The organism is Leifsonia sp. NCR5, assembly GCF_002105485.1.
Lineage (GTDB): Bacteria > Actinomycetota > Actinomycetes > Actinomycetales > Microbacteriaceae > Leifsonia.
The window spans coordinates 81,870-108,794 of sequence record NZ_NCSR01000009.1; the positions used below are offsets into that span (position 1 = coordinate 81,870).

The 26,925-nt window shown below is 70.0% G+C and carries 26 protein-coding genes and 1 riboswitch; of the genes, 14 read left to right on the top strand and 12 right to left on the bottom strand.

The window, feature by feature from the left end; genetic code table 11:
- The first annotated feature begins 43 nt into the window (after positions 1-43).
- Positions 44-1,045 carry a ketopantoate reductase family protein gene (locus B7438_RS09605; protein WP_085369332.1) on the top strand — a complete coding sequence of 334 codons (1,002 nt, stop codon included), beginning with the start codon at positions 44-46 and terminating at the stop codon, positions 1,043-1,045.
- On the opposite strand, the gene B7438_RS09610 is transcribed toward B7438_RS09605, so the two are convergent.
- Positions 1,042-1,629: a hypothetical protein gene (locus B7438_RS09610; protein ID WP_085369333.1), complete on the bottom strand. Its 588-nt coding sequence runs from the start codon at positions 1,627-1,629 to the stop codon at positions 1,042-1,044. The genes B7438_RS09605 and B7438_RS09610 overlap by 4 nt on opposite strands.
- Before the next feature lie 42 nt (positions 1,630-1,671).
- Here B7438_RS09610 and B7438_RS09615 point away from each other — a divergent pair, with 42 nt between their 5' ends.
- Positions 1,672-2,547, top strand: a complete 876-nt coding sequence (locus B7438_RS09615) for an A/G-specific adenine glycosylase (protein ID WP_085369334.1) — start codon at positions 1,672-1,674, stop codon at positions 2,545-2,547.
- A gap of 104 nt (positions 2,548-2,651) precedes the next feature.
- Here B7438_RS09615 and rbfA read toward each other — a convergent pair whose 3' ends face one another.
- The 4 genes from rbfA to nusA all read right to left on the bottom strand — a co-directional run bounded on the left by rbfA (position 2,652) and on the right by nusA (position 7,412).
- Entirely contained in the window at positions 2,652-3,089 is a 438-nt protein-coding gene (rbfA, locus tag B7438_RS09620) for a 30S ribosome-binding factor RbfA (RefSeq protein WP_085369335.1), read from the bottom strand.
- 85 nt (positions 3,090-3,174) lie between these two features.
- A complete protein-coding gene (gene infB / locus B7438_RS09625; protein ID WP_085369336.1) occupies positions 3,175-6,009 on the bottom strand; it encodes a translation initiation factor IF-2 in 2,835 nt (944 codons plus the stop codon).
- Positions 6,010-6,092: 83 nt separating this feature from the next.
- Complete coding sequence (locus B7438_RS09630) at positions 6,093-6,371, bottom strand: YlxR family protein (RefSeq protein ID WP_085369402.1); 279 nt, start codon at positions 6,369-6,371, stop codon at positions 6,093-6,095.
- A 33-nt stretch (positions 6,372-6,404) separates the two neighbouring features.
- Positions 6,405-7,412 (bottom strand): transcription termination factor NusA, encoded by a 1,008-nt coding sequence (nusA, locus tag B7438_RS09635; RefSeq protein ID WP_085369337.1) that lies wholly within the window; start codon positions 7,410-7,412, stop codon positions 6,405-6,407.
- Between the two features lie 106 nt (positions 7,413-7,518).
- Here nusA and B7438_RS09640 point away from each other — a divergent pair, with 106 nt between their 5' ends.
- Positions 7,519-8,307 carry a DUF1206 domain-containing protein gene (locus B7438_RS09640; RefSeq protein ID WP_085369338.1) on the top strand — a complete coding sequence of 263 codons (789 nt, stop codon included), beginning with the start codon at positions 7,519-7,521 and terminating at the stop codon, positions 8,305-8,307.
- An 18-nt stretch (positions 8,308-8,325) separates the two neighbouring features.
- Here B7438_RS09640 and B7438_RS09645 read toward each other — a convergent pair whose 3' ends face one another.
- The gene (locus B7438_RS09645) at positions 8,326-10,092 is read right to left on the bottom strand and encodes a proline--tRNA ligase (RefSeq protein WP_179150774.1); all 1,767 of its coding nucleotides are present in this window, start codon (positions 10,090-10,092) and stop codon (positions 8,326-8,328) included.
- 59 nt (positions 10,093-10,151) lie between these two features.
- Here B7438_RS09645 and B7438_RS09650 point away from each other — a divergent pair, with 59 nt between their 5' ends.
- Positions 10,152-11,579, top strand: coding sequence for an RNB domain-containing ribonuclease (locus B7438_RS09650; RefSeq protein ID WP_085369339.1), 1,428 nt, complete (start codon positions 10,152-10,154; stop codon positions 11,577-11,579).
- A 29-nt stretch (positions 11,580-11,608) separates the two neighbouring features.
- Here B7438_RS09650 and ispG read toward each other — a convergent pair whose 3' ends face one another.
- Genes ispG through B7438_RS09670 form a run of 4 tightly spaced genes read right to left on the bottom strand, consistent with a single transcriptional unit; the run spans position 11,609 to position 16,292 of the window.
- A complete protein-coding gene (gene ispG / locus B7438_RS09655; RefSeq protein ID WP_179150775.1) occupies positions 11,609-12,763 on the bottom strand; it encodes a flavodoxin-dependent (E)-4-hydroxy-3-methylbut-2-enyl-diphosphate synthase in 1,155 nt (384 codons plus the stop codon).
- 55 nt (positions 12,764-12,818) lie between these two features.
- Positions 12,819-14,150, bottom strand: a complete 1,332-nt coding sequence (locus B7438_RS09660) for an RIP metalloprotease (protein ID WP_179150776.1) — start codon at positions 14,148-14,150, stop codon at positions 12,819-12,821.
- 58 nt (positions 14,151-14,208) lie between these two features.
- Entirely contained in the window at positions 14,209-15,291 is a 1,083-nt protein-coding gene (locus B7438_RS09665; protein WP_085369342.1) for a 1-deoxy-D-xylulose-5-phosphate reductoisomerase, read from the bottom strand.
- A 35-nt stretch (positions 15,292-15,326) separates the two neighbouring features.
- Positions 15,327-16,292 (bottom strand): FKBP-type peptidyl-prolyl cis-trans isomerase, encoded by a 966-nt coding sequence (locus tag B7438_RS09670; RefSeq protein WP_256921957.1) that lies wholly within the window; start codon positions 16,290-16,292, stop codon positions 15,327-15,329.
- 83 nt (positions 16,293-16,375) lie between these two features.
- On the opposite strand from B7438_RS09670, the gene B7438_RS09675 reads away from it, so the two are divergent.
- From B7438_RS09675 to B7438_RS09685, 3 genes are read left to right on the top strand one after another with little or no spacing between them, the layout of a single operon-like run.
- Positions 16,376-17,722: an aminotransferase class III-fold pyridoxal phosphate-dependent enzyme gene (locus tag B7438_RS09675; protein WP_085369343.1), complete on the top strand. Its 1,347-nt coding sequence runs from the start codon at positions 16,376-16,378 to the stop codon at positions 17,720-17,722.
- Between the two features lie 7 nt (positions 17,723-17,729).
- Positions 17,730-18,596 (top strand): hypothetical protein, encoded by an 867-nt coding sequence (locus B7438_RS09680; protein WP_085369344.1) that lies wholly within the window; start codon positions 17,730-17,732, stop codon positions 18,594-18,596.
- Positions 18,597-18,646: 50 nt separating this feature from the next.
- On the top strand, positions 18,647-19,405 hold the full coding sequence (locus tag B7438_RS09685; RefSeq protein WP_085369345.1) for a 1-acyl-sn-glycerol-3-phosphate acyltransferase: 759 nt from the start codon (positions 18,647-18,649) through the stop codon (positions 19,403-19,405).
- On the opposite strand, the gene B7438_RS09690 is transcribed toward B7438_RS09685, so the two are convergent.
- Positions 19,374-19,898: a CGNR zinc finger domain-containing protein gene (locus B7438_RS09690; protein ID WP_085369346.1), complete on the bottom strand. Its 525-nt coding sequence runs from the start codon at positions 19,896-19,898 to the stop codon at positions 19,374-19,376. The genes B7438_RS09685 and B7438_RS09690 overlap by 32 nt on opposite strands.
- Positions 19,899-19,965: 67 nt before the next feature.
- On the opposite strand from B7438_RS09690, the gene B7438_RS09695 reads away from it, so the two are divergent.
- Complete coding sequence (locus B7438_RS09695; RefSeq protein WP_179150777.1) at positions 19,966-20,184, top strand: hypothetical protein; 219 nt, start codon at positions 19,966-19,968, stop codon at positions 20,182-20,184.
- 3 nt (positions 20,185-20,187) lie between these two features.
- On the opposite strand, the gene B7438_RS09700 is transcribed toward B7438_RS09695, so the two are convergent.
- Positions 20,188-20,661, bottom strand: a complete 474-nt coding sequence (locus B7438_RS09700) for an OsmC family protein (RefSeq protein WP_085369347.1) — start codon at positions 20,659-20,661, stop codon at positions 20,188-20,190.
- A 37-nt stretch (positions 20,662-20,698) separates the two neighbouring features.
- Here B7438_RS09700 and gabT point away from each other — a divergent pair, with 37 nt between their 5' ends.
- The 6 genes from gabT to B7438_RS09730 all read left to right on the top strand — a co-directional run bounded on the left by gabT (position 20,699) and on the right by B7438_RS09730 (position 26,916).
- Positions 20,699-22,060 (top strand): 4-aminobutyrate--2-oxoglutarate transaminase, encoded by a 1,362-nt coding sequence (gene gabT, locus B7438_RS09705; RefSeq protein WP_085369348.1) that lies wholly within the window; start codon positions 20,699-20,701, stop codon positions 22,058-22,060.
- On the top strand, positions 22,057-23,052 hold the full coding sequence (locus tag B7438_RS09710; protein ID WP_085369349.1) for an asparaginase: 996 nt from the start codon (positions 22,057-22,059) through the stop codon (positions 23,050-23,052). The genes gabT and B7438_RS09710 overlap by 4 nt, the downstream gene beginning before the upstream one ends.
- 46 nt (positions 23,053-23,098) lie before the next feature.
- Positions 23,099-23,208: riboswitch (TPP riboswitch) on the top strand.
- Positions 23,209-23,265: 57 nt separating this feature from the next.
- A complete protein-coding gene (locus B7438_RS09715) occupies positions 23,266-23,892 on the top strand; it encodes a Ykof family thiamine-binding protein (RefSeq protein WP_256921958.1) in 627 nt (208 codons plus the stop codon).
- Positions 23,889-24,482, top strand: a complete 594-nt coding sequence (locus B7438_RS09720) for an ECF transporter S component (protein ID WP_085369350.1) — start codon at positions 23,889-23,891, stop codon at positions 24,480-24,482. Before B7438_RS09715 ends, B7438_RS09720 begins: the two co-directional genes overlap by 4 nt.
- On the top strand, positions 24,479-26,119 hold the full coding sequence (locus B7438_RS09725) for an ABC transporter ATP-binding protein (RefSeq protein WP_085369351.1): 1,641 nt from the start codon (positions 24,479-24,481) through the stop codon (positions 26,117-26,119). The genes B7438_RS09720 and B7438_RS09725 overlap by 4 nt, the downstream gene beginning before the upstream one ends.
- The gene (locus B7438_RS09730; protein ID WP_085369352.1) at positions 26,116-26,916 is read left to right on the top strand and encodes an energy-coupling factor transporter transmembrane protein EcfT; all 801 of its coding nucleotides are present in this window, start codon (positions 26,116-26,118) and stop codon (positions 26,914-26,916) included. Before B7438_RS09725 ends, B7438_RS09730 begins: the two co-directional genes overlap by 4 nt.
- Positions 26,917-26,925 lie beyond the last annotated feature (9 nt).

Here is a 26,925-nt window from a genome sequence, read left to right on the forward strand (position 1 = left end):
GCACCGCATCCCTCCTCCCCTGCCGCGCGGCTAGGGTGGGGGGATGCGGATCGGCGTCATCGGAGCGGGAGCCATCGGCGGCACCATCGCAGCCCTGCTCGACCGCGTCGGCCACCAGGTGGAGGTCACCGCGCGCGGCACCCAGCTCGCCGCCATCCGCGAAAGCGGACTGCGTCTCGACGGCGCGTGGGGCTCGCACACCGCGCAGGTGGCCGCTGACGAGGTGCTGCGCACCCAGCCCGAACTCGCCTTCCTCTGCACGAAGGCCCAGGATGCGGCCGCCGCCCTCCGCGAGAACCAGCACCTGCTCGGCGGCATCCCGGTCGTCGTGGTGCAGAACGGCCTGACCGGGCTGCGCCAGGCCATGACGATGCTCCCGGACTCGCAGTGCGTCGGCGCCCTCGCCCTCTACGCGGCCAGCTACCTCTCCCCCGGCCGGGTCACCGTGACCACGGCGGCGAACACGTACATCGGGGCCGGAAGCGGAGAGCCGCCGGAGGCCGCGGTCTTCGCCACCCGTGTCCTCGACGCCGCGATGCCGGCCTTCGCCGTCGAGAACTTCGACGGCGCCCAGTGGACCAAGCTCATCGTCAACCAGATCAACGCCATGCCCGCCATCACCGGCCTGAGCGCCCAGGACTCGCTCGGCGACCGCCGGCTCCGCCGCATCGTCACCGCCAGCATGCGCGAGGCGGTGCGAGTCGGCTTCGACCGCGGCATCCACTACGGCAGCATCCAGGGGCTCAGCAACGGCATCCTGCGGTTCGTCGCCGTCTCCCCGCTCTGGGCGGGCCAGCTCGTTCCGCTCATGATGAAGCGCAGGATGGGCGCAACCCCCAACCCCGGGTCGACGCTGCAGAGCATCCGGCGCGGCCAGCTGACCGAGATCGACTACCTCAACGGCGCCATCGTCGGCGAAGCCCACGACCTGGGCAGGGAGGCGCCGATCAACGCCGCCATCGTCGACCTGGTGCACGAGGTGGAGCGCACGCGCGCGTTCATCGAGCCCGCCGTGGTCGTCGACCGGATGCGCGCGGTCGTCTAGCAGCTGTCCGCGAACACCCTCCGCGGCAGCTCGGGGTCGCTGTCGTCCACCAGCGCGCTCGCCCACATCCGCGGCTCCGCGTCGTTCTCGTAGATCGCGTCCTGCGGCGTGTTCACCAGCGCGACGGAGTAGTGCCAGATCCCGCGCAGCTCCGGCCGCAGCAGGAACTCGCCGTCGACCACGAGCACCGCATCCTGGCCGCTCGTCTCCCAGCGGCTCTCCATCGGCACATCCCGGCGCTCGTCGAACGCCGCCGTCTGGAACCCGGTGCTGCCCGCCATCCGGAACGGGTCGATGAGCACCCGCCGGAAGGTCACGTAGTCGAACGAGCCGCGGTAGTAGTCGAGTGCCGACTCCGGCCCGAGCCTGGTGCGGTCGGCGCGCGGGCGGTGGAAGTCGGTCATCGACGCGCGGAACGTGTCGTAGCCCGCCTCGCGGAACACCTCGGCGAGGTCGTCGGCGAACGGCGCGGTGTCCGTCACTCCGTCCACCGCCACCATCGTCCGGCCGTGCCCATAACTGCGCGTCACCTCGCCCACCAGTTCGCGGAGGAACAGGACGCGCGGCGTCGGTGGAAGCTTCATGGCACGAGCCTAAGCCGCGCGCGCACCGATTACGCTGGAACGATGGTGGATGCTCAGGACTCGTTCTCCGCCTCCGTCATCGACTGGTTCCATGCCAACCGTCGCGACCTGCCGTGGCGCCGCGACGGATTCACCGCCTGGGGCACCCTGGTCAGCGAGTTCATGCTGCAGCAGACCCCGGTGAACCGCGTCATCCCTCGGCTCGAGGAGTGGCTGACCCGCTGGCCGACGCCGGCGGACCTCGCCGCCGTCCCGCCCGGCGAGGCCGTGCGCGCCTGGCAGTCGCTCGGCTACCCGCGCCGCGCACTCTGGCTGCACGCCTGCGCCGTCGCCATCACCGAGCGTCACGGCGGTGTCGTCCCCGACGACGTGGATGCGCTGCTCGCGCTCCCCGGCATCGGCGACTACACGGCGCGCGCCGTCGCGGTGTTCGCGTACGGCGACCGGCACCCGGTGGTCGACACGAACATCCGGCGCGTGATCGCCCGCGCCGTCGACGGCCAGGGCGAGCCTCCTCCGCCGAGCAGACGCGACCTCGCGGCGATGGAGGCGCTGCTCCCCTCCGAGCGCGCAGCAGCCGCCGCCTTCAACGCGGGCATGATGGAGCTCGGCGCGCTGGTCTGCGTGGCCAGGACGCCGCGCTGCGACGTGTGCCCGCTCGCCGACGTGTGCGCATGGCGGCTGGCCGGATACCCGGAGTACGCCGGCCCGAAGAAGGCCGTGCAGAAGAAGTACGAGGGCAGCGATCGGCAGGTGCGCGGACGCATCCTGGCCGAGCTGCGCGCCTCGCACATCCCGGTGACCGCCGCCGAACTCGAGTCCCTCTGGCCGGACGCCGCCCAGCGCGACCGCGCCCTGGCGGGCCTCCTCGCCGACGGCCTCGCCGTCACCGCCCCAGGCGGCTACACCCTCCCCTGACCCAGCGGCACGCAGCAATCGAGCCGGGACTTGTGTACGCGACACGCCGTAGCGGTGCGTACACAAGTCCCGGCTCGATTGTCTGGGAAGGCGGAAGACCGGGGTCAGTCTTCGTCGTCGTCTTCGCGGGGCTTGACGTACGGGTCCTCGTCGCCCGCGTATGCGGCACCGGCGGCCAGGCCGGCCACCTCGGTGTCGCGCTGGCGCGCCTCGCGCAGCAGGTCTTCGATGTGCGCCGCGTTCTCCGGGATCGCATCCAGGATGAACTCGAGCGACGGCGTCAGGCGGGCGGTGATGTTCTTGCCCACCTCGCTGCGCAGCATCCCGGTGGCCGCAGCGAGGGCCGCAGCGGTGTCCGTGCGCTCCTCGTCGGTGCCGTAGACCGTGTAGAAGACCGACGCGTGCTGCAGATCGCCTGTCACCTGCACATCCGTGATGGTCACGAAGCCCATGCGCGGGTCGCGGACGCCGCGTTCGAGCCGCTTGGCGATGATGACCTTGATTCTGTCCGCGAGCTTCCTCGCGCGTGCCGGGTCAGCCATGTTGTCTCTCCTTCACTGCCCTGATAGCACCGAGCGGGATGGGAGGAGGCCCGGAGGGCGAACCCTCCGGACCTCCTTTCCACACCTACGCGCGGGGCTTCTCCCGCATTTCGGTCGTCTCGATCTCGTCGCCGACCTGGATGTCGTTGAACTTGCCGAGACCGATACCGGCCTCGAAGTCCGTCCGAACCTCGGTGACGTCGTCCTTGAAGCGACGCAGCGACTCGATGGCCAGGTTGTCCCCGACCACGACGCCGTCGCGGATGACGCGCGCCTTGGCGTTGCGCGTGATCGTCCCGGAGCGGACGATGACACCGGCGATGTTGCCGAACTTGGAGGAGCGGAACACCTCGCGGATCTCGGCGACACCGGACTGGACCTCTTCGAACTCCGGCTTGAGCATGCCCTTGAGCGAGCTCTCGATGTCGTCGATCGCGTTGTAGATGACCGAGTAGAAGCGCACATCCACACCCTCGCGGGCCGCACGCTCGCGGGCCTTGACGTCCGGGCGGACGTTGAAGCCGATCACGATCGCGTTGTCGATGGTCGCCAGGTCGATGTCCGACTCGGTGATCGCGCCGACGCCGCGGTGCAGGATGCGGAGCTGGACCGAGTCGTCGACCTCGATCTTCATGAGCGACTCCTCCAGCGCCTCCACGGCACCGGACACGTCGCCCTTGATGATGAGGTTGAGCGCCTCGACCTTGCCCTCTTCCAGAGCACGGGTGAAGTCTTCCAGCGAGATGCGCTTGCGCGACTTCGCCAGCATGGCGTTGCGCTCGGCCGCTTCACGCTTCTCAGCGATCTGACGGGCCGTGCGGTCCTCCTCGGTGACGAGGAAGGTGTCGCCTGCTCGTGGAACGCTGGACAGACCCTGCACCTGCACAGGACGCGACGGGTACGCCTCGTGAACGGCGTCGCCGTTCTCGTCGACCATCGCACGGACGCGGCCATAGGCCGTACCGGCGACGATCGAGTCTCCGACGCGCAGCGTTCCCGACTGGATGAGCACGGTCGCGACTGCACCGCGGCCCTTGTCGAGCTTGGCCTCGATCGCGATACCGCGCGCATCCTTGTTGGGGTTGGAGCGCAGGTCGAGCCCGGCATCCGCGGTGAGCAGCACGGCGTCCAGGAGGTCCTGGATACCGATGTCGTTCCGCGCTGACACGTCGACGAACATGACGTCTCCGCCGTACTCCTCGGCGACCAGACCGAACTCGGTGAGCTGCTGGCGCACCTTGGCCGGGTTGGCGTCCGGCTTGTCGATCTTGTTCACCGCGACCACGATCGGCACGCCGGCCGCCTGGGCGTGGTTGAGCGCCTCGATGGTCTGCGGCATGATGCCGTCGTCCGCCGCGACCACGAGGATCGCGATGTCGGTGACCTGCGCACCACGGGCACGCATGGCGGTGAACGCCTCGTGACCCGGGGTGTCGATGAAGGTGATGGCACGTTCGATGCCCTCGTGCTCCGTCCACACCTGGTACGCACCGATGTGCTGGGTGATGCCACCGGCCTCGCCGGCGACGACGTTCGCGTTGCGGATCGCGTCGAGAAGACGGGTCTTACCGTGGTCGACGTGGCCCATGACCGTGACGACGGGCGGACGGATCTCGAGGTCTTCGTCCGTCTCGTCCTCGAGCTCCTGGTCGAGGTCGATGTCGAAGCCTTCGAGCAGCTCCTTGTCCTCGTCCTCCGGAGAGACGATCTGAACCTTGTAGCCGAGCTCCTCGCCCAGCACGCCGAAGGTCGCCTCGTCGAGGGACTCGGTCGCCGTCGCCATCTCACCGAGGTGGAACAGCACGGTGACCAGGTTGCCGGGGCTGGCATCGATCTTGTCGGCGAAGTCCGAGATGGATGCACCGCGGCGCAGCCGGACGACGGTGTTGCCGTCGCCACGGGGTACGCTCACGCCGCCCAGCGACGGAGCTTCCCTCAGCTCGAATTCCTGCCTCTTGGCGCGCTTCGACTTGCGGGCCTTGCTCTTGCCGCCACCGCGACCGAAGGCACCAGCGGTTCCACCGCCCGGTCCACGACCACGACCGCCGCCGCCACCTGCCGGGCGCGGGCCGCCGAAGCCGCCGCCTGGACGCTGGAAGCCACCTGCACCTGCACCGGCTCCTGCACCACCGCCGCTACCCGGACGCTGCTGGAAGCCGGGACGGCCTCCACCACCGCCGCCAGGACGCTGGCCGGGACGGTTGCCGCCCGCTCCGGGGGCACCGGGGCGCGGCGAACCGGGACGCGGAGGCGTCGGGCGCGGGATGTTGCCGGGCGACGGGCGCTGGCCCATGCCCTGCGAGCTCGCGAAGGGGTTGTTGCCGGGACGCGGTGCGCTCGGGCGCTGGCCCATGCCCTGGTTGGATGCGAACGGGTTGTTGCCCGGACGCGGTGCGCCGGGGCGCGGGATGCTGCTGCTCGCGGCGTTTCCGCCTGCCGGGCGAGCGGTGTTCGGCTTGACGGCGTCCGACGGCGCTGCGGGCGCAGCGGCATCTGCGGAGGCCGCAGGGGCGTCCTTCGCCGCCTGGGCCTTGGCGTCTGCCGCGGCCTTGTCGGCCTCAGCCTTCTCGGCGGCAGCCTTCTGCTCCGCGAGGGCCTGGCGCTCTGCCACCGACAGCGGGGCCGCCGGCTTGGGAGCGGTGCCGCCCGGGTTGGGAGCAGACGACGGACGCGAAGCGCCCGGCGCGGGAGCGGAGGACTTCGGCGCTGCCGCCTTCTGCTCCGGTGCTGCCGCTGCAGCCTTGTCGGCCGTGAAGCCTTCCGCCTCGAGGGCAGCGCGAAGCTTGCGCGCCACCGGCGGTTCGATGCTGGAGGACGGTCCCTTGACGAACTCGCCCATCTCTTTCAGTTTCGCAAGGGCGACCTTGCTGTCGACTCCGAGTTCGCTTGCGACCTCGTGTACGCGTGGTTTTGCAGCCACAATTCTCCTGTCTAGGGGGTCTACCCCTAGCAGGGCAGACCGTTAGTTACGGACGGGTCTCATTTCGAGCCGCTCATTAGTTGTCACTCATTTGAGTTCACTGTGCCGTTCAGCCTGTTCTCTTCAAGTGCGGCCTGGATGGCCGTCGTATCGAGCATCCCGTCGACCTTCAAGGCCCGCCCGAAGGCGCGCCTCTGCAAGGCTTTGTCGAGACACCCGACGACCGGATGCAGCCACGCGCCTCGCCCGGGAAGCGTGGCGGAATGGTCCACCACGAGTTTCGAGTTCTGGGCGACGACCCTCAGAAGTGAGGATCGGGGAGCGCCAGAACGGCATCCGACGCACGTTCTAACAGGTTCCATCCTACACCCGCGCACAACCCCGGTCGGGCGCGACTACTCCTTGTCCAGGATCGAGTCGGGCTGGATGTCGATCTTCGCTCCAGTTAATTTCGCGGCGAGACGGGCGTTCTGGCCCTCCTTGCCGATGGCGAGCGAGAGCTGGTAGTCGGGCACGAGAGCGCGGACGGCCTTGAGCGATTCGTCGATGACGAACGCGCTGGTGACCTTGGCGGGCGACAGGGCGCTCGACACGAACGTGGCGAGGTCGGGCGAGTAGTCGACGATGTCGATCTTCTCGTTGTTCAGCTCGGCCGTCACGGCGCGGACGCGCTGTCCGAGCTCGCCGATGCACGCGCCCTTGGCGTTCACTCCCGGCTCCGTGGCCCGCACCGCGATCTTGGTGCGGTGACCGGCCTCGCGGGCCAGGGACACGATCTCGACGACGCCGCTTGCGATCTCCGGCACCTCGAGTGCGAACAGCTTGCGCACGAGCGCGGGGTGCGTGCGCGACACGGTGATCTGCGGGCCCTTGAGGCCCTTCGAGACACTCGTCACGTACACCCGGATGCGCGACCCGTGGGTGTACTCCTCGCCGGGCACCTGCTCCTCGGGCGGCAGGATCGCCTCGACGCTGCCGAGGTCGACGTGGATCATCCGGGGGTTCGGCCCCTGCTGGATGACACCGGCGACGATGTCGCCCTCCCTGCCACGGAACTCGCCGAGCACGGCGTCGTCCGCGATGTCGCGGAGCCGCTGGTTGATGACCTGCTTGGCGGCGAACGCCGCGATGCGGCCGAAGTCGCTCGGGCTGTCCTCGGCCTCGCCGACGATGTTGCCCTCGTCGTCCTTCTCGGGGACGTACACGGACACGTGACCGGTCTTGCGGTCGAGGTGCACGCGGGCCGCCGGCGGCTCTTCGGTGTGCCCGTGCTTGTGGTCGGCCTGATCGGTGTGCTTCAGGTAGGCGGTCAGAATCGCCTGCTCGATGATCTGCACCAGCTCATCGAAGGGAATCTCTCGCTCGCGTTCCATGAGACGCAAGACGCTGAGGTCGATGTCCATGCCGGCCTCCTCTATTCAGATCTCGCCGCCGCGTTCTGCGCGACGGACTCGACTAACTACGGTACCCGATGTTCCGACCGGCCGGAACGGGGGTACCGTTCCCAACATGACCTCCCCCACGTCTGCCGCCAGACGCGTCGAGCGCATCCCAGCCGTCCGCGTCCTCGCCAGAGTCGGAAATGCGGCCATCGGCATCCTGCACATCCTGATCGGCGCCATCGCGCTCGCTGTCGCCTTCGGTGCAGGCGGGAGCGGCAAGGCCGACCAGTCCGGCGCCCTGAAGGCGCTCGTCGACGTGCCGGGCGGGCTGTTCGTGGTGTGGGCGGTGATCGTCGGCCTGATCGCGCTCGCACTGTGGCAGATCCTGCAGACCGTCGTGGCGCACAAGGCGGGCACCCGGGTCGTCGAGATCAGCAAGGGCGTCGTCTACGCGGTGCTCGCCGTGACCGCGATCAGCATCGCATCCGGTGGGGGCTCCAACTCGTCTGCTTCGGAGAAGTCGGCGAGCTCGAAGCTGATCGCCGTCCCCGGCGGCGTCTTCCTGCTGGCGGCGATCGGCCTGGCGATCGTCGGCGTCGGCGTCGGCTTCCTGGTCAACGGGATCACGCACAAGTTCGAGCGCGGCCTCCGCCTCCCACCGAACGCGCTGGCGGGCATCACCACGACCCTCGGCCGCGTCGGCTACATCTCCAAAGGCGTCGCCCTCGGCATCGTCGGCGGCCTCGTCGTCTACGCGGCGATCACCGTGGATCCGAGCAAGGCCGGCGGTCTCGACGGCGCGCTGAAGTCGCTCACCCAGCTTCCGTTCGGCGTGTTCCTGCTCATCCTGATCGCCATCGGCCTGATCGCCTATGGCCTGTTCTGGTGTGTCAGGGCCGTCGCCATCCGGCTCTAGCCGCCCCGCTCCGGCCGGCTACGCCGTGAGCGCAGCCAGCGCGTCCACGATCGGCAGGGTCTCGCGGGAGCCCGTCCTGCGGTTCCAGAGCTCGACCTCGCCGTCGGCAGCACCGCGGCCGACCACCAGCACCCGCGGGACGCCGATCAGCTCGGCGTCGCCGAACTTCACGCCGGGCGAGACCTTGGGGCGGTCGTCGAACAGCACGTCCAGGCCGGCCTCCTCGAGAGTCGCCGTCACCTGCTCCGCCACGTCGAACGCCACCTGATCGCGGCCGGCGGCGACGACGTGCACGTCGAACGGCGCGACGGACTCCGGCCAGATCAGGCCCTTGTCGTCGTTGTTCTCCTCGGCGATGATCGCCAGGATGCGCGTGACGCCGATCCCGTACGAGCCCATCGTGACCGTGACGAGCTTGCCGTTCTCGTCCAGCACCTTGAGGCCGAACGCGTCCGCGTACTTGCGGCCGAGCTGGAAGACGTGACCGATCTCCATTCCGCGCGCCAGCTCGACGGGGCCGGAGCCGTCCGGGGCGGGGTCGCCCTCCTTGACCTCGGCGACCTCGACGGTGCCGTCCCACGAGAAGTCGCGGCCGGCGACGAGCCCGAAGACGTGCTTGCCGTCGATGTTCGCACCGGTGATCCAGCCGGAGCCGTCCACGACGCGCGGGTCGACCAGATACCGGATGCCCGTGGCGGACTCCTCGCCGAGCACAGGGCCGTCGGCGCCCCACGGGCCGATGTAGCCCTTGACCAGGCCGGGGTGCTTCTGGAAGTCGGCGTCCGTCGCCGGCTCGACCTCACCGGGCGCGAACGCCACCTCTGCGCGCTTCAGCTCGACCTCGCGGTCGCCGGGCAGTCCGACGACGACCAGCTCGCGCGTCCCGTCGAGGTGGGTCACGGCGAGCACCACGTTCTTGAGCGTGTCCGCCGCCGTCCAGGCGCGGCCGTCCGGCCTCGGGTGCTTCTCGTTGGCCACATCCACCAGCGTCTGGATGGTGGGCGTGTTCGGGGTGTCGAGCACCTCCTGCGGCGTCAGCTTCTCGTACGAGCGGGCGGCGGGGGCGAGCGTGGTGAACGCCTCGACGTTGGCCGCGTATCCGCCCTCCGAGCGCACGAAGGTATCCTCGCCGACCACGGTCGGGTGCAGGAACTCCTCGCTGCGCGAACCGCCCATCGCACCGGCGTCCGCCTGCACGATCACGTAGGAGAGGCCGAGCCTGGTGAAGATGCGCTCGTACGCATCCCGCTGAGCCTGGTAGCTGGCGTCGAGACCGGCGTCGGTGTAGTCGAAGGTGTACGCGTCCTTCATCGTGAACTCGCGGCCGCGCAGGAGGCCGGCGCGGGGGCGTGCCTCGTCGCGGTACTTGTCCTGGATCTGGTAGATCGCCAGCGGCAGATCCTTGTAGCTGGAGTACAGGTCTTTCACGAGCAGCGTGAACGCCTCTTCGTGCGTCGGCGCGAGCAGGTAGTCCGCGCCCTTGCGGTCCTGCAGGCGGAAGAGCGCGTCGCCGTACTCCTCCCAGCGGCCGGTGACCTCGTACGGCTCACGCGGCAGCAGCGCGGGGAAGTGCACCTCGTGCGCTCCCGCGGCCGACATCTCCTCGCGGATGATGGCCTCGATCTTGCCCTTGACGCGCAGGCCGAGCGGCAGCCACGCGAAGATGCCCGGCGCCTGGCGTCGGATGTATCCGGCGCGAACCAGCAGCCTGTGGCTGGTGACCTCGGCGTCGGAGGGGTCTTCACGGAGGGTGCGGAGGAAGTAGTTCGTCAGGCGTGTAGGCACCGTTCCATGTTAGACGGCGGGGACGGGGCGGTGTCGCACCGCCGGAATAGGCTGACCGCATGCCCGACCGCAGAACGCACGTCACCGCCTCAGCAGCCCAGAGCGAGCTCGCGGAGGCATTGGCTGCGCTGCGCACCTCGCTCGACCTCCCCGACGGCTTCCCGGCCGCCGTCGAGGACGAAGCGGCGGCCGCGGCGGGCAGCTTGCGACTCCCCTCCCGGGATCTGACGGCGGTCGAGTTCCTCACCATCGACCCGGAGGGCTCGACCGACCTCGACCAGGCTGTGCAGATCGAGCGGGCAGGCAACGGTTTCCTGGTGCGGTACGCGATCGCCGACGTGCCTGCGCTCGTCCGTCCCGGCGGGGCGGTCGACGACGAGGCGCGCAAGCGCGGGCAGACAATCTACGCGGCGGACGGCCGCATCCCGCTGCACCCGTCGGCCATCGGCGAGCAGGCCGGTTCGCTGCTCGCCGGCGAGGACCGCAGTGCGTACGTCTGGGAGCTGGCCCTGGATGCCGACGGCCGCCAGGTCTCCGTCTCCGTCGCCCGCGCCGCCATCCGGTCGCGCCGCCAGTGGTCGTATCCGGAGGCGCAGGCCGCGATCGACGACGGCTCAGGGCCGGAGACACTGCAGCTGCTCAAGGAGGTGGGCCTGCTGCGCATCCAGTGCGAGCGGGAGCGCGGAGGCGCCAGCCTGAACGCGCCGGACGAGGAGATCGTGTTCCGCGACGGCGCGTACACGCTCGAGCGCCGGGCTCCCCTGCCGGTCGAGGAGTGGAACGCCCAGATCTCGCTGCTCACCGGGATGGCCGCAGCCGGACTGATGCTGGATGCGCGGGTCGGCATCCTGCGAACGATGCCGCCTCCCTCCGACGACGCGATCGCCGGGTTCCGCGCGCAGACGGCAGCACTCGGCCTTCCCTGGCCACAGGACGTGTCGTACGGCGAGTATCTGCGCACCCTGGACCACGGGGACCCGCGCGCTCTCGCGGTGATGCAGGCGGCCACCGGGCTGTTCCGCGGGGCCGGCTACGTGGTGATGGCAGGCGAGGCGCCCGCCGACCCTCTGCAGTCGGCGGTCGCCGCTCCGTATGCGCACACCACCGCTCCCCTGCGCAGGCTCGTGGACCGGTGGGTGCTGGTGATCTGCGAGGCGCTGAGCGCTGGGCGACCGGTGCCGGAATGGGTGACGGACTCGCTCGGCGAACTTCCCGCGATCATGGGGACATCGTCGCGCGTCGCGGCGCAGCTGGGCGCGGCGAGCGTCGATCGCGTCGAGGCCGCCCTGCTCCGCGGCAGGATCGGCGACGAGTTCGACGCGACGGTGCTGGCCATCCGGAACGGCGACATGACCGTGCAGCTGGCCGACCCTGCGGTGGTCGCGTCGATGCCGCGCCCGGACTCCGTGCTGCCGGGAACGGTCGTGCGGGTGCGCCTCACGGCCGCGAGCATCCCGGATGGGCGGGTGGCGCTGGTCGTCGTGTAGCTGCGGCGGAGGGTGACGGAGCGTCGCGCCTAGTGCGCGCCCACCGTGACCGTCGGCTCACCGGAGGTCACGTCGGGCATCTCGGCCGCGAGGCGGTTGGCCTCGGCGATCAGGGTCTGCACGATCTCGGCCTCCGGCACGGTCTTGATGACCTCGCCCTTGACGAAGATCTGGCCCTTGCCGTTGCCGGATGCGACACCCAGGTCGGCCTCGCGGGCCTCGCCCGGTCCGTTGACGACGCAGCCCATGACGGCGACGCGCAGCGGGACGCTCATGCCTTCGAGGCCGGAGGTGACGTCGTTGGCGAGCTTGTACACATCCACCTGCGCGCGTCCGCAGCTCGGGCAGGAGACGATCTCAAGCTTGCGCTCGCGGAGGTTGAGTGACTGCAGGATCTGCAGGCCGACCTTGACCTCCTGCGCGGGAGGAGCGGAGAGCGAGACGCGGATCGTGTCGCCGATGCCCTCGGAGAGCAGGATGCCGAACGCCGTCGCCGACTTGATCGTGCCCTGGAACTCCGGCCCGGCCTCCGTGACACCGAGGTGGAGGGGCCAGTCGCCGCGCTCGGCGAGCTGGCGGTACGCCTTGACCATCACGATCGGGTCGTTGTGCTTGACCGAGATCTTGAAGTCGTGGAAGTCGTGCTCCTCGAACAGGCTCGCCTCCCAGACCGCGCTCTCGACGAGCGCCTCCGGCGTGGCCTTGCCGTACTTCTGCAGCAGGCTGGGTTCGAGCGATCCGGCGTTGACGCCGATGCGCAGCGAGACGCCCGCGGCCTTGGCGGCTGCGGCGATCTTGCCGACCTGGTCGTCGAACTTGCGGATGTTGCCCGGGTTGACGCGCACGGCCGCGCATCCGGCGTCGATGGCCGCGTAGACGTAGTTGGGCTGGAAGTGGATGTCCGCGATGACCGGGATCTGGCTCTTCTTCGCGATGATCGGCAGCGCCTCCGCGTCGTCGCGGCTCGGCACGGCCACCCGGACGATGTCGCATCCGGATGCGGTGAGCTCGGCGATCTGCTGCAGGGTCGCGTTGATGTTGGTGGTCGGCGTCGTGGTCATCGACTGGACGCTGATCGGGGCGTCGCCGCCGACGAGGACCTTGCCGACCTTGATCTGACGGGACTTGCGTCGGGGTGCGAGTGTTTCGGGAACCTTCGGCATCCCCAGGTTGATTGCTGCCACGTCCCCAATCCTACGCGGCTGTTTGGGAACCGGCTGGGCGCGGGGTGTGCGGTGCCTAGCCGAACAGGTTGATCGGCTTGACGATGTCCGCGTACATCAGCAGCACGCTCATCCCGCCGAGGACGATCACGACCGCGAAGGTCAGCGGCATCAGCTTGGCCATGTCGACGGGCCCGGGGTCGCGACGCTTGAACAGCTTCGCGAACGTGCGCCGGATGCCCTCCCACGCCGCCCCGGCGATGTGTCCGCCGTCGAGCGGGAGCAACGGGATGAGGTTGAAGACGAACAGGGCGATGTTCAGGGACGCCAGGATCCCGATCATCGAGTACACCTTGTCGATCACCGGTACGCCGTCGAGCGCCGTGAGTTCACCGGCCGCCCGCCCGATGCCGACCAGGCTCACCGGCCCGTTCGGGTCGCGCTCCCCCGAGCCGAACGCCGCGTTCCAGACGTCGACCATGCGCTGCGGCAGGTGGATGATCACGCCGACGACCTCGCCGGTCTGCGCCCCGACCGCCGGGAGCACCGAGGTGATCGGCTGCGGCACCAGCTTCTGCAGCGACCCGATGCCGGCGAATCCGGCGGTGAGCGTTGCGACCTTGCCGTCCGCGTCCTTGACGACGGCACCGGATGCGTCGGTCTTGGCGACCGTGTTGGTCTTGGGGGTGAGGGTCAGCGTCTTCTGTGCGCCGTCGCGCAGGACGACGACGGAGAGGGTGCGGTCGGCGGACTCGCGGATGATCTTGGTGGACTGCGCCCAGCTGGTGATCGGCGTGCCGTCGATGCTCACAATGGTGTCGCCCGGCTCGATGCCCGCCGCGGCGGCCGGTGCGGTGGGATCGTCGGCCGCGCAGGTCTGGCGTGCGCTGTTCGACGCGATGACACACTGGCTCACGGTCGCCACCGTCGTCGACTGCTGCGCGGTGCCGAAGCCCATCAGCAGCACGCCGAACAGCACGACGCCGATGAGGAGGTTCATGAACGGTCCGCCGAACATGATGATGATGCGCTTCCACACCGGCAGCTTGTAGAAGGTGCGGTTCTCCTCGCCGACGAGCACGGTCTCTGCGCTCGCCGACCGCGCATCCTGGGCCATCGACTGCATGAACCCGGTGGTGGCGTTGCGGCCGGAGCCGCCCTCCTTGCCAGGGGGGAACATCCCGATCATGGAGATGTAGCCGCCGAGCGGGATGGCCTTCACGCCGTACTCCGTCTCGCCGCGACGGAACGAGAACAGCGTCTTGCCGAAGCCGATCATGTACTGCGTCACCTTGACGCCGAACAGCTTCGCCGGCACGAGGTGGCCGATCTCGTGCAGCGCGATCGACAGTGCGACGCCCACCAGGATGATGACGACGCCGAGGACGAAGAGCAGCACGGATTCCACGGCTACAGGCTAGCCGCGATCAGCTTGGAACCAGCCGGGGGAAAGCTATGCGGTAAAGCTATGCGGCGGCGATCAACCGGTCGGCGGCATCCCGCGCCCAGCGCTCGGCCTCCGCGAGGCTCTCGCGGGTGAGCTCGCCGGCCGGGCGGTGCGCCTCCACCACCCGTTCGACGGTGTCGACGATGTCGAGGTAGCCGATGGCCCCGGCGTGGAAGGCGGCGACGGCCTGCTCGTTCGCGGCGTTGAACACGGCCGGGTACGTCTCCCCCGCCTCTCCGACGCGTTTCGCCAGCGCGACGGCGGGGAACGCCTCGGCGTCGAGCGGCTCGAAGGTCCAGCTGTGCGCGGCGGTCCAGTCGAGGGGGACGCCGACGCCCGGCACCCGGTTCGGCCAGTGGAGGCCGAGCGAGATCGGGAGCCGCATGTCCGGAGGAGAAGCCTGCGCGATGGTCGAGCCGTCCACGAACTCCACCATCGAGTGGATGACGGACTGCGGGTGCACCGTCACCTCGATCCTGTCGTACGGCACATCGAACAGCAGGTGCGCCTCGATCACTTCGAGCCCCTTGTTGACCAGGGTCGACGAGTTCGTGGTGACGACGAGTCCCATGTCCCAGGTGGGGTGCGCGAGCGCCTCCCCGGGGGTGACGTCCGCGAGGGATGCGCGGCTTCTGCCCCGGAACGGCCCACCGGATGCGGTCAGCACCAGCCGCCGCACCTCGCTGTGCGTGCCGGAACGCAGCGCCTGCGCGATGGCGGAGTGCTCGGAGTCGACGGGGACGATCTGCCCAGGGGCGGCCGCCGCCTTCACGAGCGCTCCGCCCACGATCAGCGACTCCTTGTTGGCGAGTGCCAGGCTCGCGCCCGTCTCCAGCGCGGCGAGCGTCGGGCCCAGGCCGACGGAGCCGGTGATCCCGTTGAGCACGACATCGGCCTCGACGCCGCGCACCAGCCGCTCGGAGTCGTCGGCCCCGAGCGCGGTCTCCCGCACCCCGAACCGCTCGGCCTGCGCGGCGAGCTCGTCCGCGTTGCTGCCGGCGGTGAGCCCGACCACGGTGAAGCGGTCGGGGTTCGCCTGGATGACGTCGAGGGCTTGGGTGCCGATCGAACCGGTGGAACCGAGGATGATGACTCTGCGCACGGGTCCAGCCTACGGAACCCGGCGTATCAGCGGTGCTAGCCGACGGCTTTCAGGATGTCGACCACGAACACCATCGTGTCCGTGCCCTTGATGTCGCCGTTGCCCTTGCTTCCGTAGCCGTCGGCGGGCGGGATGATCGCGATGATCTGCGAGCCGACCTTCTGGCCGACGAGAGCCTTGGTGAATCCGGGGACGAACTGGGAGGCGACGCCGGAGTATGCCTGCCCCTTCGCCCATGTGGAGTCGAAGACCTGGCCATTGCGCCAGAGCAGGCCGGAGTACTGGATGGTGACCGTGTCCGTAGCCTTCACCTCAGCGCCGTCGCCCTGCTTGAGGACGCCGATCTTCGTCTCGGTGGGCGGGTCGGTCTTCGGGATGGTGACCGTCGGCGCGCCATCCTTCGCGAGCTTCACCGTCGGGAAGCCCTCAGGCGGAGTGACGGACTTGCCGGTGGCCCTGGTCGGCTCTTTCTCGACGAGGTCGGCGACGAAGACGACAGGGTCGCTGGCCTTGAGCTTGAGCGACGAGACGTCCGCATCGCCGAAGGCCTCCTTGGTGGTGGAGGTGAGCACGACGCGCGACTTGAGCGGCAGGCACTCGACGGCGCGGACGAGCCCAGGGACGAACGCCTTGTCGTCCACCTTGATCGACTGCGCCGGCTGGCCGTCGAACCCGGCGGCGGGCGTCAGCTCCTTGCCGGTGGTGCCGTTGTACGCGACCAGCGCGATGCCGATGCTGTCTCCGCCCTTGACCATGGCTCCGTTGCCCTTGATCACGACGCTGCGCTCGATGTCCGTGGTCTTCAGCGGCGTCGGGATGGTGACCTTCGGCGTCGCACCGAACTTCCCATCCACCGTGATCGACTTCGACGTGTCTCCCGGCTGGATGTTCAGGCAACCGTTCGCATCCGGTGTCGCCGAAGCGTTCGGCGCCCCCGAGCTGCAGGCGGCGAGCCCGGCCACGACGAGGGCGGCGGTGACGATCGAGAGAGTTTTGCGCACAGTGATACTTTCCGGAATGCGGGCAGGAGTACCCAGTCTGCCGCATCCTCCTTTGCCCAACCTGACAGCGAGCGCCGCATACGATGGAACACATGACTCGCGAATTCTCGGTCCCGCAGACCCGCAACCTCGTCACCGCTCTTCCCGGCCCTCGCTCCATCGAGCTGCAGGAGCGCAGGGTCGCGTCGGTCAGCCGCGGGGCGGGCACCCTCGCGAACATCTACATGGAGTCGGGCTCCGGAGCGATCCTGGTCGACGTCGACGGCAACAGGCTGATCGACCTCGGCTGCGGCATCGGCGTGACGACCATCGGTCACGCGCATCCCGAGGTCGCCGCCGCCGCGTTCGAGCAGGCGTCGAAGCTCACGCACACCCTGTTCACGGTCACGCCGTACGAGAACTACGTGCGCGTCGCCGAGAAGCTGGCCGAGATCACCCCCGGCGACTTCGAGAAGCACAGCATCCTGGTCAACTCGGGCGCGGAGGCCGTCGAGAACGCGGTGAAGATCGCCCGCAAGTTCACCGGCCGCCGCGCCATCGCCACGCTCGACCACGCCTTCCACGGCCGCACCAACCTGACGATGGCGATGACGTACCGGCCCTGGCCGGAGCGCGCAGGGATGGGCCCGTTCCCCGGCGAGATCTACAGCGTGCCGATCAGCTACCCGTTCCGCGACCCGGAGGGGATGACGGGCGAGGAGGCGGCAGAGCGCACCATCGACTACATCAACACCCACATCGGAGCCACCGAGCTGGCGGCGCTGTTCGTCGAGCCGATCCAGGGCGACGGCGGCATCATCATCCCGGCCCCCGGATACTTCAAGCGGCTGTCCGAGTTCTGCACGGAGAACGGCATCGTCTTCGTCGCCGACGAGATCCAGGCGGGTATCGGCCGAACGGGCACGTGGTACTCGATCGAGCACCACGGCGTCGTCCCCGACCTCGTCACGAGCGCCAAGGGCATCGCGGGCGGCTTCCCGCTCGCGGCGGTCACCGGCCGCGCCGAGATCATGGATGCTGTGCAGCCGGGCGGCATCGGAGGAACGTTCGGCGGCAACCCGGTCTCCACCGCGGCAGCGCTCGCCGTCTTCGATGTCTTCGAGAAAGAGGACCTGCTCGCCGAGGCGCAGCGGGTCGAGAAGGCGCTCTGGGCGCGCATCGGCGACTGGGCGGACCGCTTCGCCGTGGTCGGCGAGGTGCGCGGCAAGGGCGCGATGTTCGGCGTCGAGCTGGTCATCCCAGGCACGAAGACCCCGAACCCGGATGCGCTGAAGGCGATCCTCGCGCACGCGACCGCGAACGGCGTCATCCCGCTCGACGCCGGAAGCTGGGACAGCGTGTTGCGCCTGCTGCCGTCGGTCGTCATCAGCGAGGAGCTGATCGACGACGCGGCGTCCGTGATCGAAGAAGCCCTCGCCACCTTCGGCTGAGCCTGACGTGGGATTCCTTCGCCGACGGTGGCGCGCACTCTCCGGGGTGGCCGCCCTGGCCGCCGTCTTCACCCTGGTGCCCGCCGTCGGCGTGTTCGCCGAGCAGAAGGCGTCGTTCGATCCCGGCGACATCATCAGCGACGACAGTTTCTTCAACCCGAACTCGATGACGCAGGCCGACATCCAGAAGTTCCTGGCTGCTCGCCCGTGCAAACCCAAGGACGGCGTGCCCTGCCTGTCGCGCTACCGCGTCGACACCCCGGATGTCGCGGCCTCCCCCGAGCGCTGCACGGCGCTCCGCGGCCAGCGCAACGAGCGGGCGAGCAACGTCATCGCGCGGGTCGCCGCCGCGTGCACGATCAGCCCGCGGGTGCTGCTCGTGCTGCTGCAGAAGGAGCAGTCGCTGCTCACCGCGCCGAGCGCATCCGGATACCAGAAGGCAACGGGATACGCGTGCCCGGACACCGCGGAGTGCGACGCGAAGTTCTTCGGGTTCTTCAACCAGGTGTACCGGGCGGCGTGGCAGTTCCGGGAGTACACCGTGCATCCCGGTGACTGGCGATACCGGATCGGCAAGAACAGCATCCAGTACCACCCGGACGCCACCTGCGGCACGAGCACGGTGACCATCGCCAACCAGGCGACGGCCAACCTCTACAACTACACGCCGTACCAGCCGAACGCCGAGACCCTGGCGAAGCCGACGGGACCGGCCGGCGCGTGCTCCACCTTCGGCAACCTCAACTTCTCCCGGCTGTACAACGCCTGGTTCGGCTCGCCCCTCGCTGTGCGGTTCACCGGGTTCGTCCCGGCCTGCCTGATCTACACCGGCGGGTTCGGCTGCGAACCGGTCCGGCCGTTCGACGGCGGGTGAGGCCGCACGCATTCCGTTCGCGGAATACACCCGAGACTACGCTCGTATCCGTGACACAGACCGCACCCGACGATGGGACGACCGAGGTGAAGAAGCCCGGTTTCGTCTACCTGCTCGGGCGCTCGGTCATCGGGCCCATCGCCCGGCTGCTCTACCGGCCGACGATCATCGGCCGCAAGAACGTGCCGCGCACCGGCAAGATCATCCTGGCGAGCAACCACCTGTCGTTCATCGACAGCATCGTCATCCCGCTGATGGCTCCGCGGCGCGTGCAGTTCCTCGCCAAGTCGCACTACTTCGAGGGCACCGGTTTCAAGGGCTGGGTGTCCCGCACGTTCTTCACGGCGATCGGAGCCGTCGGCGTCGAGCGCGGCGCAGGGCAGGCCGCTCAGGATGCGCTGGAGCAGTCCAAGCGGATCATCGACACCGGAGCGGCGTTCGCGCTGTACCCGGAGGGCACGCGCTCGCTCGACGGACGTCTGTACAAGGGGCGGACGGGCGTCGCCTGGCTCGCCCTCACCACGGGCGCACTGGTCGTGCCGGTGGGCCTGATCGGCACGAACGAGTTGCAGCCGGTGGGCTCGAAGGTGCCGCGCATCCGGAAGTTCACGGTGAAGTTCGGCGAGCCGATCGACGTAAGCAAATACGGGTCGGCGGAGTCTGGTCGCGCTCGCCGTCAGGCGACGGACGAGATCATGGCGGCCATCCACGGGCTCACCGGGCAGGAGCTGGCCGAGCGGTACAACGAGGCTCCCCCGGCCAACGCGGTCGAGCGCGTCAAGCGGGCGTTCCACCCCGAGCGTCGGTAGCGTCGGCGGCGTCGGTGTCGGCTTCCGCATCCGTCGCCTTCGAGCGGTAGGTGCGCGCCTTCTGCCTGTTGCCGCAGACGCCCATGCTGCACCAGGTGCGTGATCCGTTGCGCGACTTGTCGTAGAACGCCCAGCGGCAGTCGTCCGCCCCGCACAACTTCACGCGTTCGAGCCTGCCCTGGATGCTCAGGATGACCGAGCTCGCGACCGCCGCCTGCGCAGCGGTGCGGGCGGTGAGCCCGACGCTGCGCTCCCCGCAGGTGGTCTCCAGCTCGACGGACGGCAGGGATGCGGCGTCCCCGTCGATCACGGACCGCAGCGCATCCCGCACCCGCCTGGCCTCCTCGGTGTCGCCGGGCTCGACGCCGCGCGCCTCCGCCCAGGCGGCGAATCCGGCGGCGTCGTCGATGGCGTCGACGCCGTCCTCGACGTCGTAGGTGTTGAGGAAGTCGACCAGGAGGTCGGCACCGAGCTCGACTGCATTCGTACGCATGTAACCATTGTAACTCGATAACTGGTTACGGTATGCTCTAACCACCAAAACAAGTTAGGTGGTTATCATGCATCCGCTCACTCTGTGGCTGACGTCGATCGCCGAACTCGGCGAGCGCGAACGCGAACAGGCACTGCTCCGCGCCCGCCGCGACTCCGGCACCGAGCAGCCTCCACCGCTCACCCGCGACGGCCGCTGGGCGGCCGCCATCCACCGCTGGGCAGAGGAAGAGCGCGCGTCCGCGCCCGCCGCCGTCCCCACCACAGCCCGCACCCGCCACGCGTAGTGATCAGGCGAGGGTGAGGATTTCGGGGGCGTGGGCGACGGGGAAGTTCACCGACGCCGCGATGAAGCACTTGGCCGCGGCAGGGGCGTGCAGGGAGGCGGCCAGCTCGGCCTGAGCAGGGTCGGCGATCGTGACGCGCGGGCGCAGGGTGGCGCTGGTGAAGTGGCCTCCCCCGTTGCCGGTCTGCTCCATCACTCCGGTCGCTGCATCCGTGTATCCCACCACGACGACCCCGGCCAGTGCCGCCTCGGCAAGATAGCTGAGCATGTGGCACTGGCTGAGCGCCGCGAGCAGCAGTTCCTCGGGGTTCCAGCGGTCGCGGTCGCCGAAGAACGTGCGGTCGGCCGAGCCCTCGATGGGGTGCTTCCCCTCGGCCGTGACGACGTGCTCCCGCCCGTAGTCCTTGTAGCCGCTCGTCCCGGTTCCGCGGTTGCCGGTCCATTCGATGTCGATCGCGTAGCTGTGCTCGAGCCTCATGGTCCGATTCTGCCACCGGAGCTAAACTCGTCTCATCATGACCGACACTCTGAGCACCAGCGCGCCCGTTTACAGCGTTGCGCAAGAACGCCGAATCGTCACGGCCGTACCCGGCCCGAAGTCCCAGGAGCTGCACCAGCGACGCCTGGCAGTGGTTCCCACCGGCGTCTCGTCCACCCTTCCCGTCTACATCGCCAAGGCGAACGGCGCCATCCTGGTCGACGTCGACGGCAACCAGTTCGTCGACTTCGGCGCCGGCATCGGCGTGACGACGGTCGGCCACACCGAGACGGCCGTCGTGGATGCTGCTGCCGCTCAGCTGCAGGACGTCATCCACACGCTCTTCACGATCACGCCGTACGAGGAGTACGTGCGCGTCGCCGAGCTGCTCGCCGCGCACACGCCGGGCGACCACGCCAAGAAGACGGTGCTCGTCAACTCGGGCGCCGAGGCCGTGGAGAACGGTGTCAAGATCGCCCGCAAGCACACCGGCCGCCGTGCCGTCGCTGTGCTCGACCACGCGTACCACGGGCGCACCAACCTCACGATGGCGATGAACTTCAAGGCGATGCCGTATGCGACCGGCTTCGGCCCGTTCGCCGGCGACGTCTACCACGCCCCCAGCTCGTACCCGTATCACGACGGTCTCAGCGGTGCGGAGGCGGCAGCGCGCACCATCGCATACCTCGAGAAGGTCGTCGGCGCATCCGACCTCGCCTGCCTCGTCGCCGAGCCCATTCAGGGCGAGGGCGGCTTCATGGTTCCTGCTGACGGCTACCTGCCCGCGCTGCAGGAGTGGTGCACGGCCAACGGCGTCGTGTTCATCGCCGACGAGATCCAGAGCGGCATGGCGCGCACGGGTGCGTACTACGCCAGCGAGCACTTCGGTCTCGTGCCCGACCTGGTGCTGAGCGCCAAGGGCATCGCCGGCGGGCTCCCCCTCGCTGCGGTCACCGGCCGCGCCGAGATCATGGACTCCGCGCAGCCCGGCGGGCTCGGCGGCACGTTCGGCGGCAACCCCGTCGCCGCCGCGGCCGCCGTCGCGGTGTTCGAGTCGATCGAGAAGAACCACCTCCTCGCCGAGGGCAAGCGCATCGAGAACTCCCTCAAGCCCGCGCTGCTCGCCCTGCAGGAGAAGTACGACATCATCGGCGACGTGCGCGGCATCGGCGCGATGCTGGCGATCGAGCTCGTGCAGCCGGGCACGGCATCCACGAGCAAGGAGCCGAACCCCGAGGCCGTCACGGCAATCGTGGCGTACGCGGCCCAGCACGGGCTGCTCGTCCTGTCGGCGGGAACGTACGGGAACGTCCTCCGCTTCCTGCCCAGCCTGGCCGTCTCCGACGCGCTGATCGCCGACGCCGTCCAGGTGCTCGACGACGCCTTCTCCGCCCTGTGAGCCCCGCGGTCTTCACCGGCGAGGAGGCCGTCGAGCTGGCGGTCGTCGAGCGCAGCGGTTTCATCGAGTCCCGTCACGTCGGCTCCGCCATCGTGCTCGGACCGGACGGCAGCGTCGTCCGGTCGCTCGGCGCACCGAGCGCTCCCGTCTTCCCCCGGTCGAGCATGAAGCCGTTCCAGGCCATCGCGGTCATGGGCGCCGGCGTCCCGCTGGAGGGCGCCGCGGCCGTGCTCGCCACGGCCAGCCACGGAGGGACGCCCGCCCACCTGTCCGTCGTGCGCGGCCTGCTCGCGCAGGCGCAGCTCACCGAGGACGCCTTGCAGTGTCCGAACGACTGGCCGCTCGACACCGCGGCGCGCGACGACGCGATCCGGGCGGGCGACCACAAGCAGCCGCTGTTCATGAACTGCTCGGGCAAGCACGCCGCCATGCTGCTGGCCTGCATGGTCAACGGCTGGCCCACCGAGAGCTACCTCGACCCGCAGCACCCCATGCAGCAGCAGGTGCGGGATGTGGTCGAGCGGCTGACAGGGGACAAGGTCGTCGCGACCGGCATCGACGGCTGCGGAGCCCCGGTGTTCGCGATGGCCCTCAGCACCCTCGCCCGCGGCATCCAGCGCATCGCCACCGCATCGGAGGGCTCCCCGTTCGCGCTCTACCGCAACGCGGCGACGCTCAAGAACGCGGTACTGGCGAACGGCTGGGCGATCGACGGCCCCGGCCGCGCCAACACCCTGGTGATCGACGAGCTCGGCGTCTTCGCCAAGCTCGGCGCAGAGGGCGTGATGGTGATGGCCGCCCTCGACGGCACCACCGTCGCGCTCAAGATCCTCGACGGCAGCCTGCGCGCGGCGAGCATCGTCGCCCTGTCGCTGCTGGCGGACGCCGGGGCGATCGAGCGCCAGGCGGTCGACGCCATCGCTCCGAGACTCGACCTCGCGGTGTACGGCCGCGGCGAGCAGGTCGGGGAGATCCGCGCGTCGTACGTGTGACGCACGCGCCGTGACGTACGCACCGTGTCCGGGACCGCGCTAAGGTGGTCCCGAACACGGGAGTCCGGTGAACCGGGCTGAGAGGAAGCGTCGAACGCTTCGACCGTCGAACCTGATCTGGATCATGCCAGCGCAGGGAGGCTGAATTCTCGCATATCGTCGCGTCCGCGACGGTGTTTCCCGTGCCCCACCTCCGACAGGAAGGGCACGACAGTGCACGCAACACCCACCCCACCCATCGAGCCGCGCGCGTTCGGCGTCGGCGGCAGGATCACCCTCTCGGTGATGAGCGACGACTACGTCGAGGTCATCCTCGGCGCTCTCGACGCGACGCCGAGCACCGGGCTGACGGTCGAGACCGACCCGATCAGCACCTGGGTCACCGGCCACGAGCAGGACATCGCGCGCTACTTCAGCGCCCTGATCTCCGCCGCCTCCGCCGGCGGCCACCATGTCGTCGCCACCGTGATGCTCTCCCGCGGCTGCCCGGGCGAGGTCACCTGCGAGCGTCCGGAGCATCCCCCGGTGTTCTCGGACGCCCCGCTGGACGTGCCGCAGACCGGCATGGATGCGCTGGCCCAGTGGGCGCTCTACCCGCTCGACGACCACGGCACCCCTGAGCGCACCGCCGACCACATGCGCGACATCTACGCGGCCATCGACGACGCGAAAGCGAAGGGCACGTACGTCGGCAGCGACCACTACGTCACCAGGCTCTCCGGCGACGTCGGAGACATCGTCGGCACCATCGCCGGCACCTGGGCGGCGGTCGGCCGCTCCGTCGCGCACGTGACGACGCACGCCACCATCTCCGTCAATAGCCCGAGCGTGACCCGATGAGCGCCGGTGTCCGGCGAGGCTGGTCGCTGCGCGATCTGATGCTGGTCGTCGTGCTCGGGGTCGTCTTCGGCTTTCTCTACTGGGCGCTGGTGCAGGGCTGGATCGCCCTGTCCGCGCTGGCCGGACCGTTCGGCGACCTGGTGCAGCACGTGCTGCTCGGTGGCTGGCTGCTGGTGGCGCCGCTCGCCATCGCGATCGTGCGGCGGCCGTTCGCCGGCGTGCTGGCGGAGGTGATCGCCTCCGTGATCGAGGTGGTGTTCCTCGGCTCGGCCGTCGGGCCGACGCTGCTGATCGCGGCCGCGATCCAGGGTGCTGGCAGCGAGCTGCCGTTCGCGGCCGGGCGCTACCGGCGGTTCGGCTGGCTGCGGTACACGCTGTCCGGCGCGCTCGGGGCCGGTGCGGTGTTCTTCTACTCGGCGTTCCGGGCGGGCTGGTACGGCACCGACCTGTTCTGGACCAGGCTGATCATCCAGGTGCTGTCCGGCGCCATCATCGGCGGGCTGCTCGCGAAGGTGCTGGTGCGGGCGGTGGAGCGCACCGGCGCCGTCGACAACTTCGCCATCGGACGGGACGCGGCGGCGGCCAGGTGATCGCGCTCGACGCCGTCGCCGTCCGCTACCGGCGGCAGGAGCATCCCGTGCTGAACGGCGTGGACCTCCGGGTCGCCGCCGGTGAGCGCGTGCTGGTGTTCGGGCCGTCCGGCTCCGGCAAGTCGACGCTGCTGCAGGTGCTGGCGGGGAGCATCCCGCACAGCGTCCACGCCGTGCTCGACGGGTCCGTGCGGATCGGCGACGGCGTCACGGAGGCGAGCACCGTGGTGGAGCGCTCCCCCGTCATCGGGATGGTCGGTCAGGATCCCGCTGCGGGCGTGTGCCTCCCCCAGGTGGATGCCGAACTCGCCCTGGTCCTGGAGAACGCGGCGGTGCCTCCCTCCGAGATCGACGGCAGGGTGCGCTCCGCCCTCCGGCTGGCGGGGGCCGCGGCGCTCGAGGGGCGCTCGACGGCGGAGCTGTCCGGCGGCGAGCTGCAGCGGGTGGCGCTGGCCGCCGCCGTGGTCGGCGAACCGCCCGTGCTGCTGCTCGACGAGCCGACCTCGATGCTCGATGCGCGCGGCGTGCGCGCCGTCCGGCAGGCGATCGACGACGCGGTGCGCGAGACGAGCCCGGCCGTCGTGCTGGTCGAGCACCGGCTGGACGAGTTCGCGGGCGACGCGGGGACGGCCGGGCTGCCGGAGCGGGCCGTCGCGGTCGGCGACGACGGGACGGTGCTGATGGACGGACCGACCGACGCCGTCCTCTCCCCCAACGCAGCGCGGCTGCATTCGCTCGGCTGCTGGCTGCCGCTCGACACCGAGCTGCAGGCCATCACGGGCAGGGAGGGCCGCGTGGAGGACGGGACGTTCGACGACTTCCTCTCCTCGTGCATCCCGGAGCGGGCAGAGGCGGAAGCGGAGGCGGCCGGGCGCCCGCTCGGCGACGCGGTGCTCACGGCGGTGGGCGTCACAGCGGGCCGCCGCGGCGCCCCGGCGGTCTCCGGCATCGACCTCGCCGTGCACGCCGGGGAGACGGTCGCGGTGCTGGGCGCCAACGGCGCGGGCAAGTCGACGGTGCTGCGCACGCTCGCCGGGCTGCTCCGGCCGCTCGCCGGGCGGGTGGAGGGCGACCGTCCCGCGCTCGTCTTCCAGAATCCGGAGCACCAGTTCGTCGCCGGCACGGTCGAGCGCGAACTGGTCTACGGCCTGGATGCGCGGAGCCTCCGACGCCTCGACGTGCAGGGCGTGCTCGCCGAGCACCGCCTCACCGCGCTCGCCCAGCGGCACCCGCACCAGCTGTCCGGCGGGGAGAAGCGCCGCCTGAGCCTCGCGGCGATGCTCGCCCATGCCCGCGGCGTGCTGCTGGCGGACGAGCCGACCTTCGGTCTGGACAGGAGGGACACGGTCTCCGTCGCCGAGGTGCTGCGCCGCACGGCGGACGCCGGGCGCGCCGTCGTGTTCGCCAGCCACGACCTCCGGCTCGTCGCCGCTCTGGCCGACCGCGTCGTGGTCGTGGCGGACGGCGGCATCGCATACGACGGCGACCTGCCCGGGCTCCTCGCCCGGCCGGCCCTGGTCGACGCGGCGGGCGTGCATCCCTCCCGGCTGCTGCGCTGGTTCGCCGCCCGCTGCGACACCGCCGCCCAGCTGCGCGCGGCGGTCACCGCCGTCGACCGGGCGCGGGTCCCGTCGTGACCGCGTCGTTCGTGCGAGAGGTGGCCGACTCGCCGCTGGCCAGACGCAACCCGAGCGTCAAGCTCCTACTGATGCTGGTGGTGTCCGTCGCCGTGATGTTCGTGCTCGACCCCGTCACGCCCGCCGTGCTCCTGCTGGTGGCGTTCGCCGCCGTCGTGGCCGGCACCGGGATGCGGGTGACGGCGCTCGCCCGGTCGCTCGCGCCATTCCTGCTCTTCGCCGTCAGCGTCTTCGTGGTGAACGTCCTCACCCGGCCGGGCGACGTGCTCTGGCAGGCCGGGATGCTCAGGGTCACGACCGAGGGCGTGCTGGTCGGGCTCGCGCTCGCCGGACGCACCATGCTAACCGGCCTGCTCGCCGTCGCGTTCCTCGTCTCGACAGACGGCGTCGCCCTGGTGAACAGCCTGCACCAGCACGCCGGGCTCAGCGTGCGCGTCACATACGCGATCCTCGCCGGATACCGGATGCTCCAAGACCTCGGAGCGGAGTGGACGACGATCAGGCAGGCGCAGCTCGTGCGCAGCCCGGTCGGCCGCTCCGGACGACGCAGGGCGCGACCGCGCCTGCTGGCCGCCGCGGTGTTCGCGCTGCTCGTCGGCTCGATCCGCCGGGGAGAACGGGTGGCCGGCACGCTGGAGCTGCGCGGACTCGGCCGCAGCCCGAGGACTGTCTGGCGGCCGGTCCCGCTCGGCAGGGCGGACGCCGTGTACTTCGCCGTCTCGCTCGCCGTGCTGGCGGCGATCCTGGCCGGGGCGGCGGCATCCGGGGTGCTGCGGGGCCCGGGCGCTTTGTTCTGAACGACGCGA

Excerpts from the sequence above, each read along its gene's own strand:
- B7438_RS09605 (WP_085369332.1), top strand. The coding sequence starts at position 44 with ATGCGGATCGGCGTCATCGGAGCGGGAGCCATCGGCGGCACCATCGCA.
- B7438_RS09610 (WP_085369333.1), bottom strand. The coding sequence starts at position 1,629 with ATGAAGCTTCCACCGACGCCGCGCGTCCTGTTCCTCCGCGAACTGGTG.
- B7438_RS09615 (WP_085369334.1), top strand. The coding sequence starts at position 1,672 with ATGGTGGATGCTCAGGACTCGTTCTCCGCCTCCGTCATCGACTGGTTC.
- rbfA (WP_085369335.1), bottom strand. The coding sequence starts at position 3,089 with ATGGCTGACCCGGCACGCGCGAGGAAGCTCGCGGACAGAATCAAGGTC.
- B7438_RS09630 (WP_085369402.1), bottom strand. The coding sequence starts at position 6,371 with ATGGAACCTGTTAGAACGTGCGTCGGATGCCGTTCTGGCGCTCCCCGA.
- nusA (WP_085369337.1), bottom strand. The coding sequence starts at position 7,412 with ATGGACATCGACCTCAGCGTCTTGCGTCTCATGGAACGCGAGCGAGAG.
- B7438_RS09640 (WP_085369338.1), top strand. The coding sequence starts at position 7,519 with ATGACCTCCCCCACGTCTGCCGCCAGACGCGTCGAGCGCATCCCAGCC.
- B7438_RS09650 (WP_085369339.1), top strand. The coding sequence starts at position 10,152 with ATGCCCGACCGCAGAACGCACGTCACCGCCTCAGCAGCCCAGAGCGAG.
- B7438_RS09675 (WP_085369343.1), top strand. The coding sequence starts at position 16,376 with ATGGAACACATGACTCGCGAATTCTCGGTCCCGCAGACCCGCAACCTC.
- B7438_RS09690 (WP_085369346.1), bottom strand. The coding sequence starts at position 19,898 with ATGCGTACGAATGCAGTCGAGCTCGGTGCCGACCTCCTGGTCGACTTC.
- B7438_RS09695 (WP_179150777.1), top strand. The coding sequence starts at position 19,966 with ATGCATCCGCTCACTCTGTGGCTGACGTCGATCGCCGAACTCGGCGAG.
- B7438_RS09700 (WP_085369347.1), bottom strand. The coding sequence starts at position 20,661 with ATGAGGCTCGAGCACAGCTACGCGATCGACATCGAATGGACCGGCAAC.
- gabT (WP_085369348.1), top strand. The coding sequence starts at position 20,699 with ATGACCGACACTCTGAGCACCAGCGCGCCCGTTTACAGCGTTGCGCAA.
- B7438_RS09720 (WP_085369350.1), top strand. The coding sequence starts at position 23,889 with ATGAGCGCCGGTGTCCGGCGAGGCTGGTCGCTGCGCGATCTGATGCTG.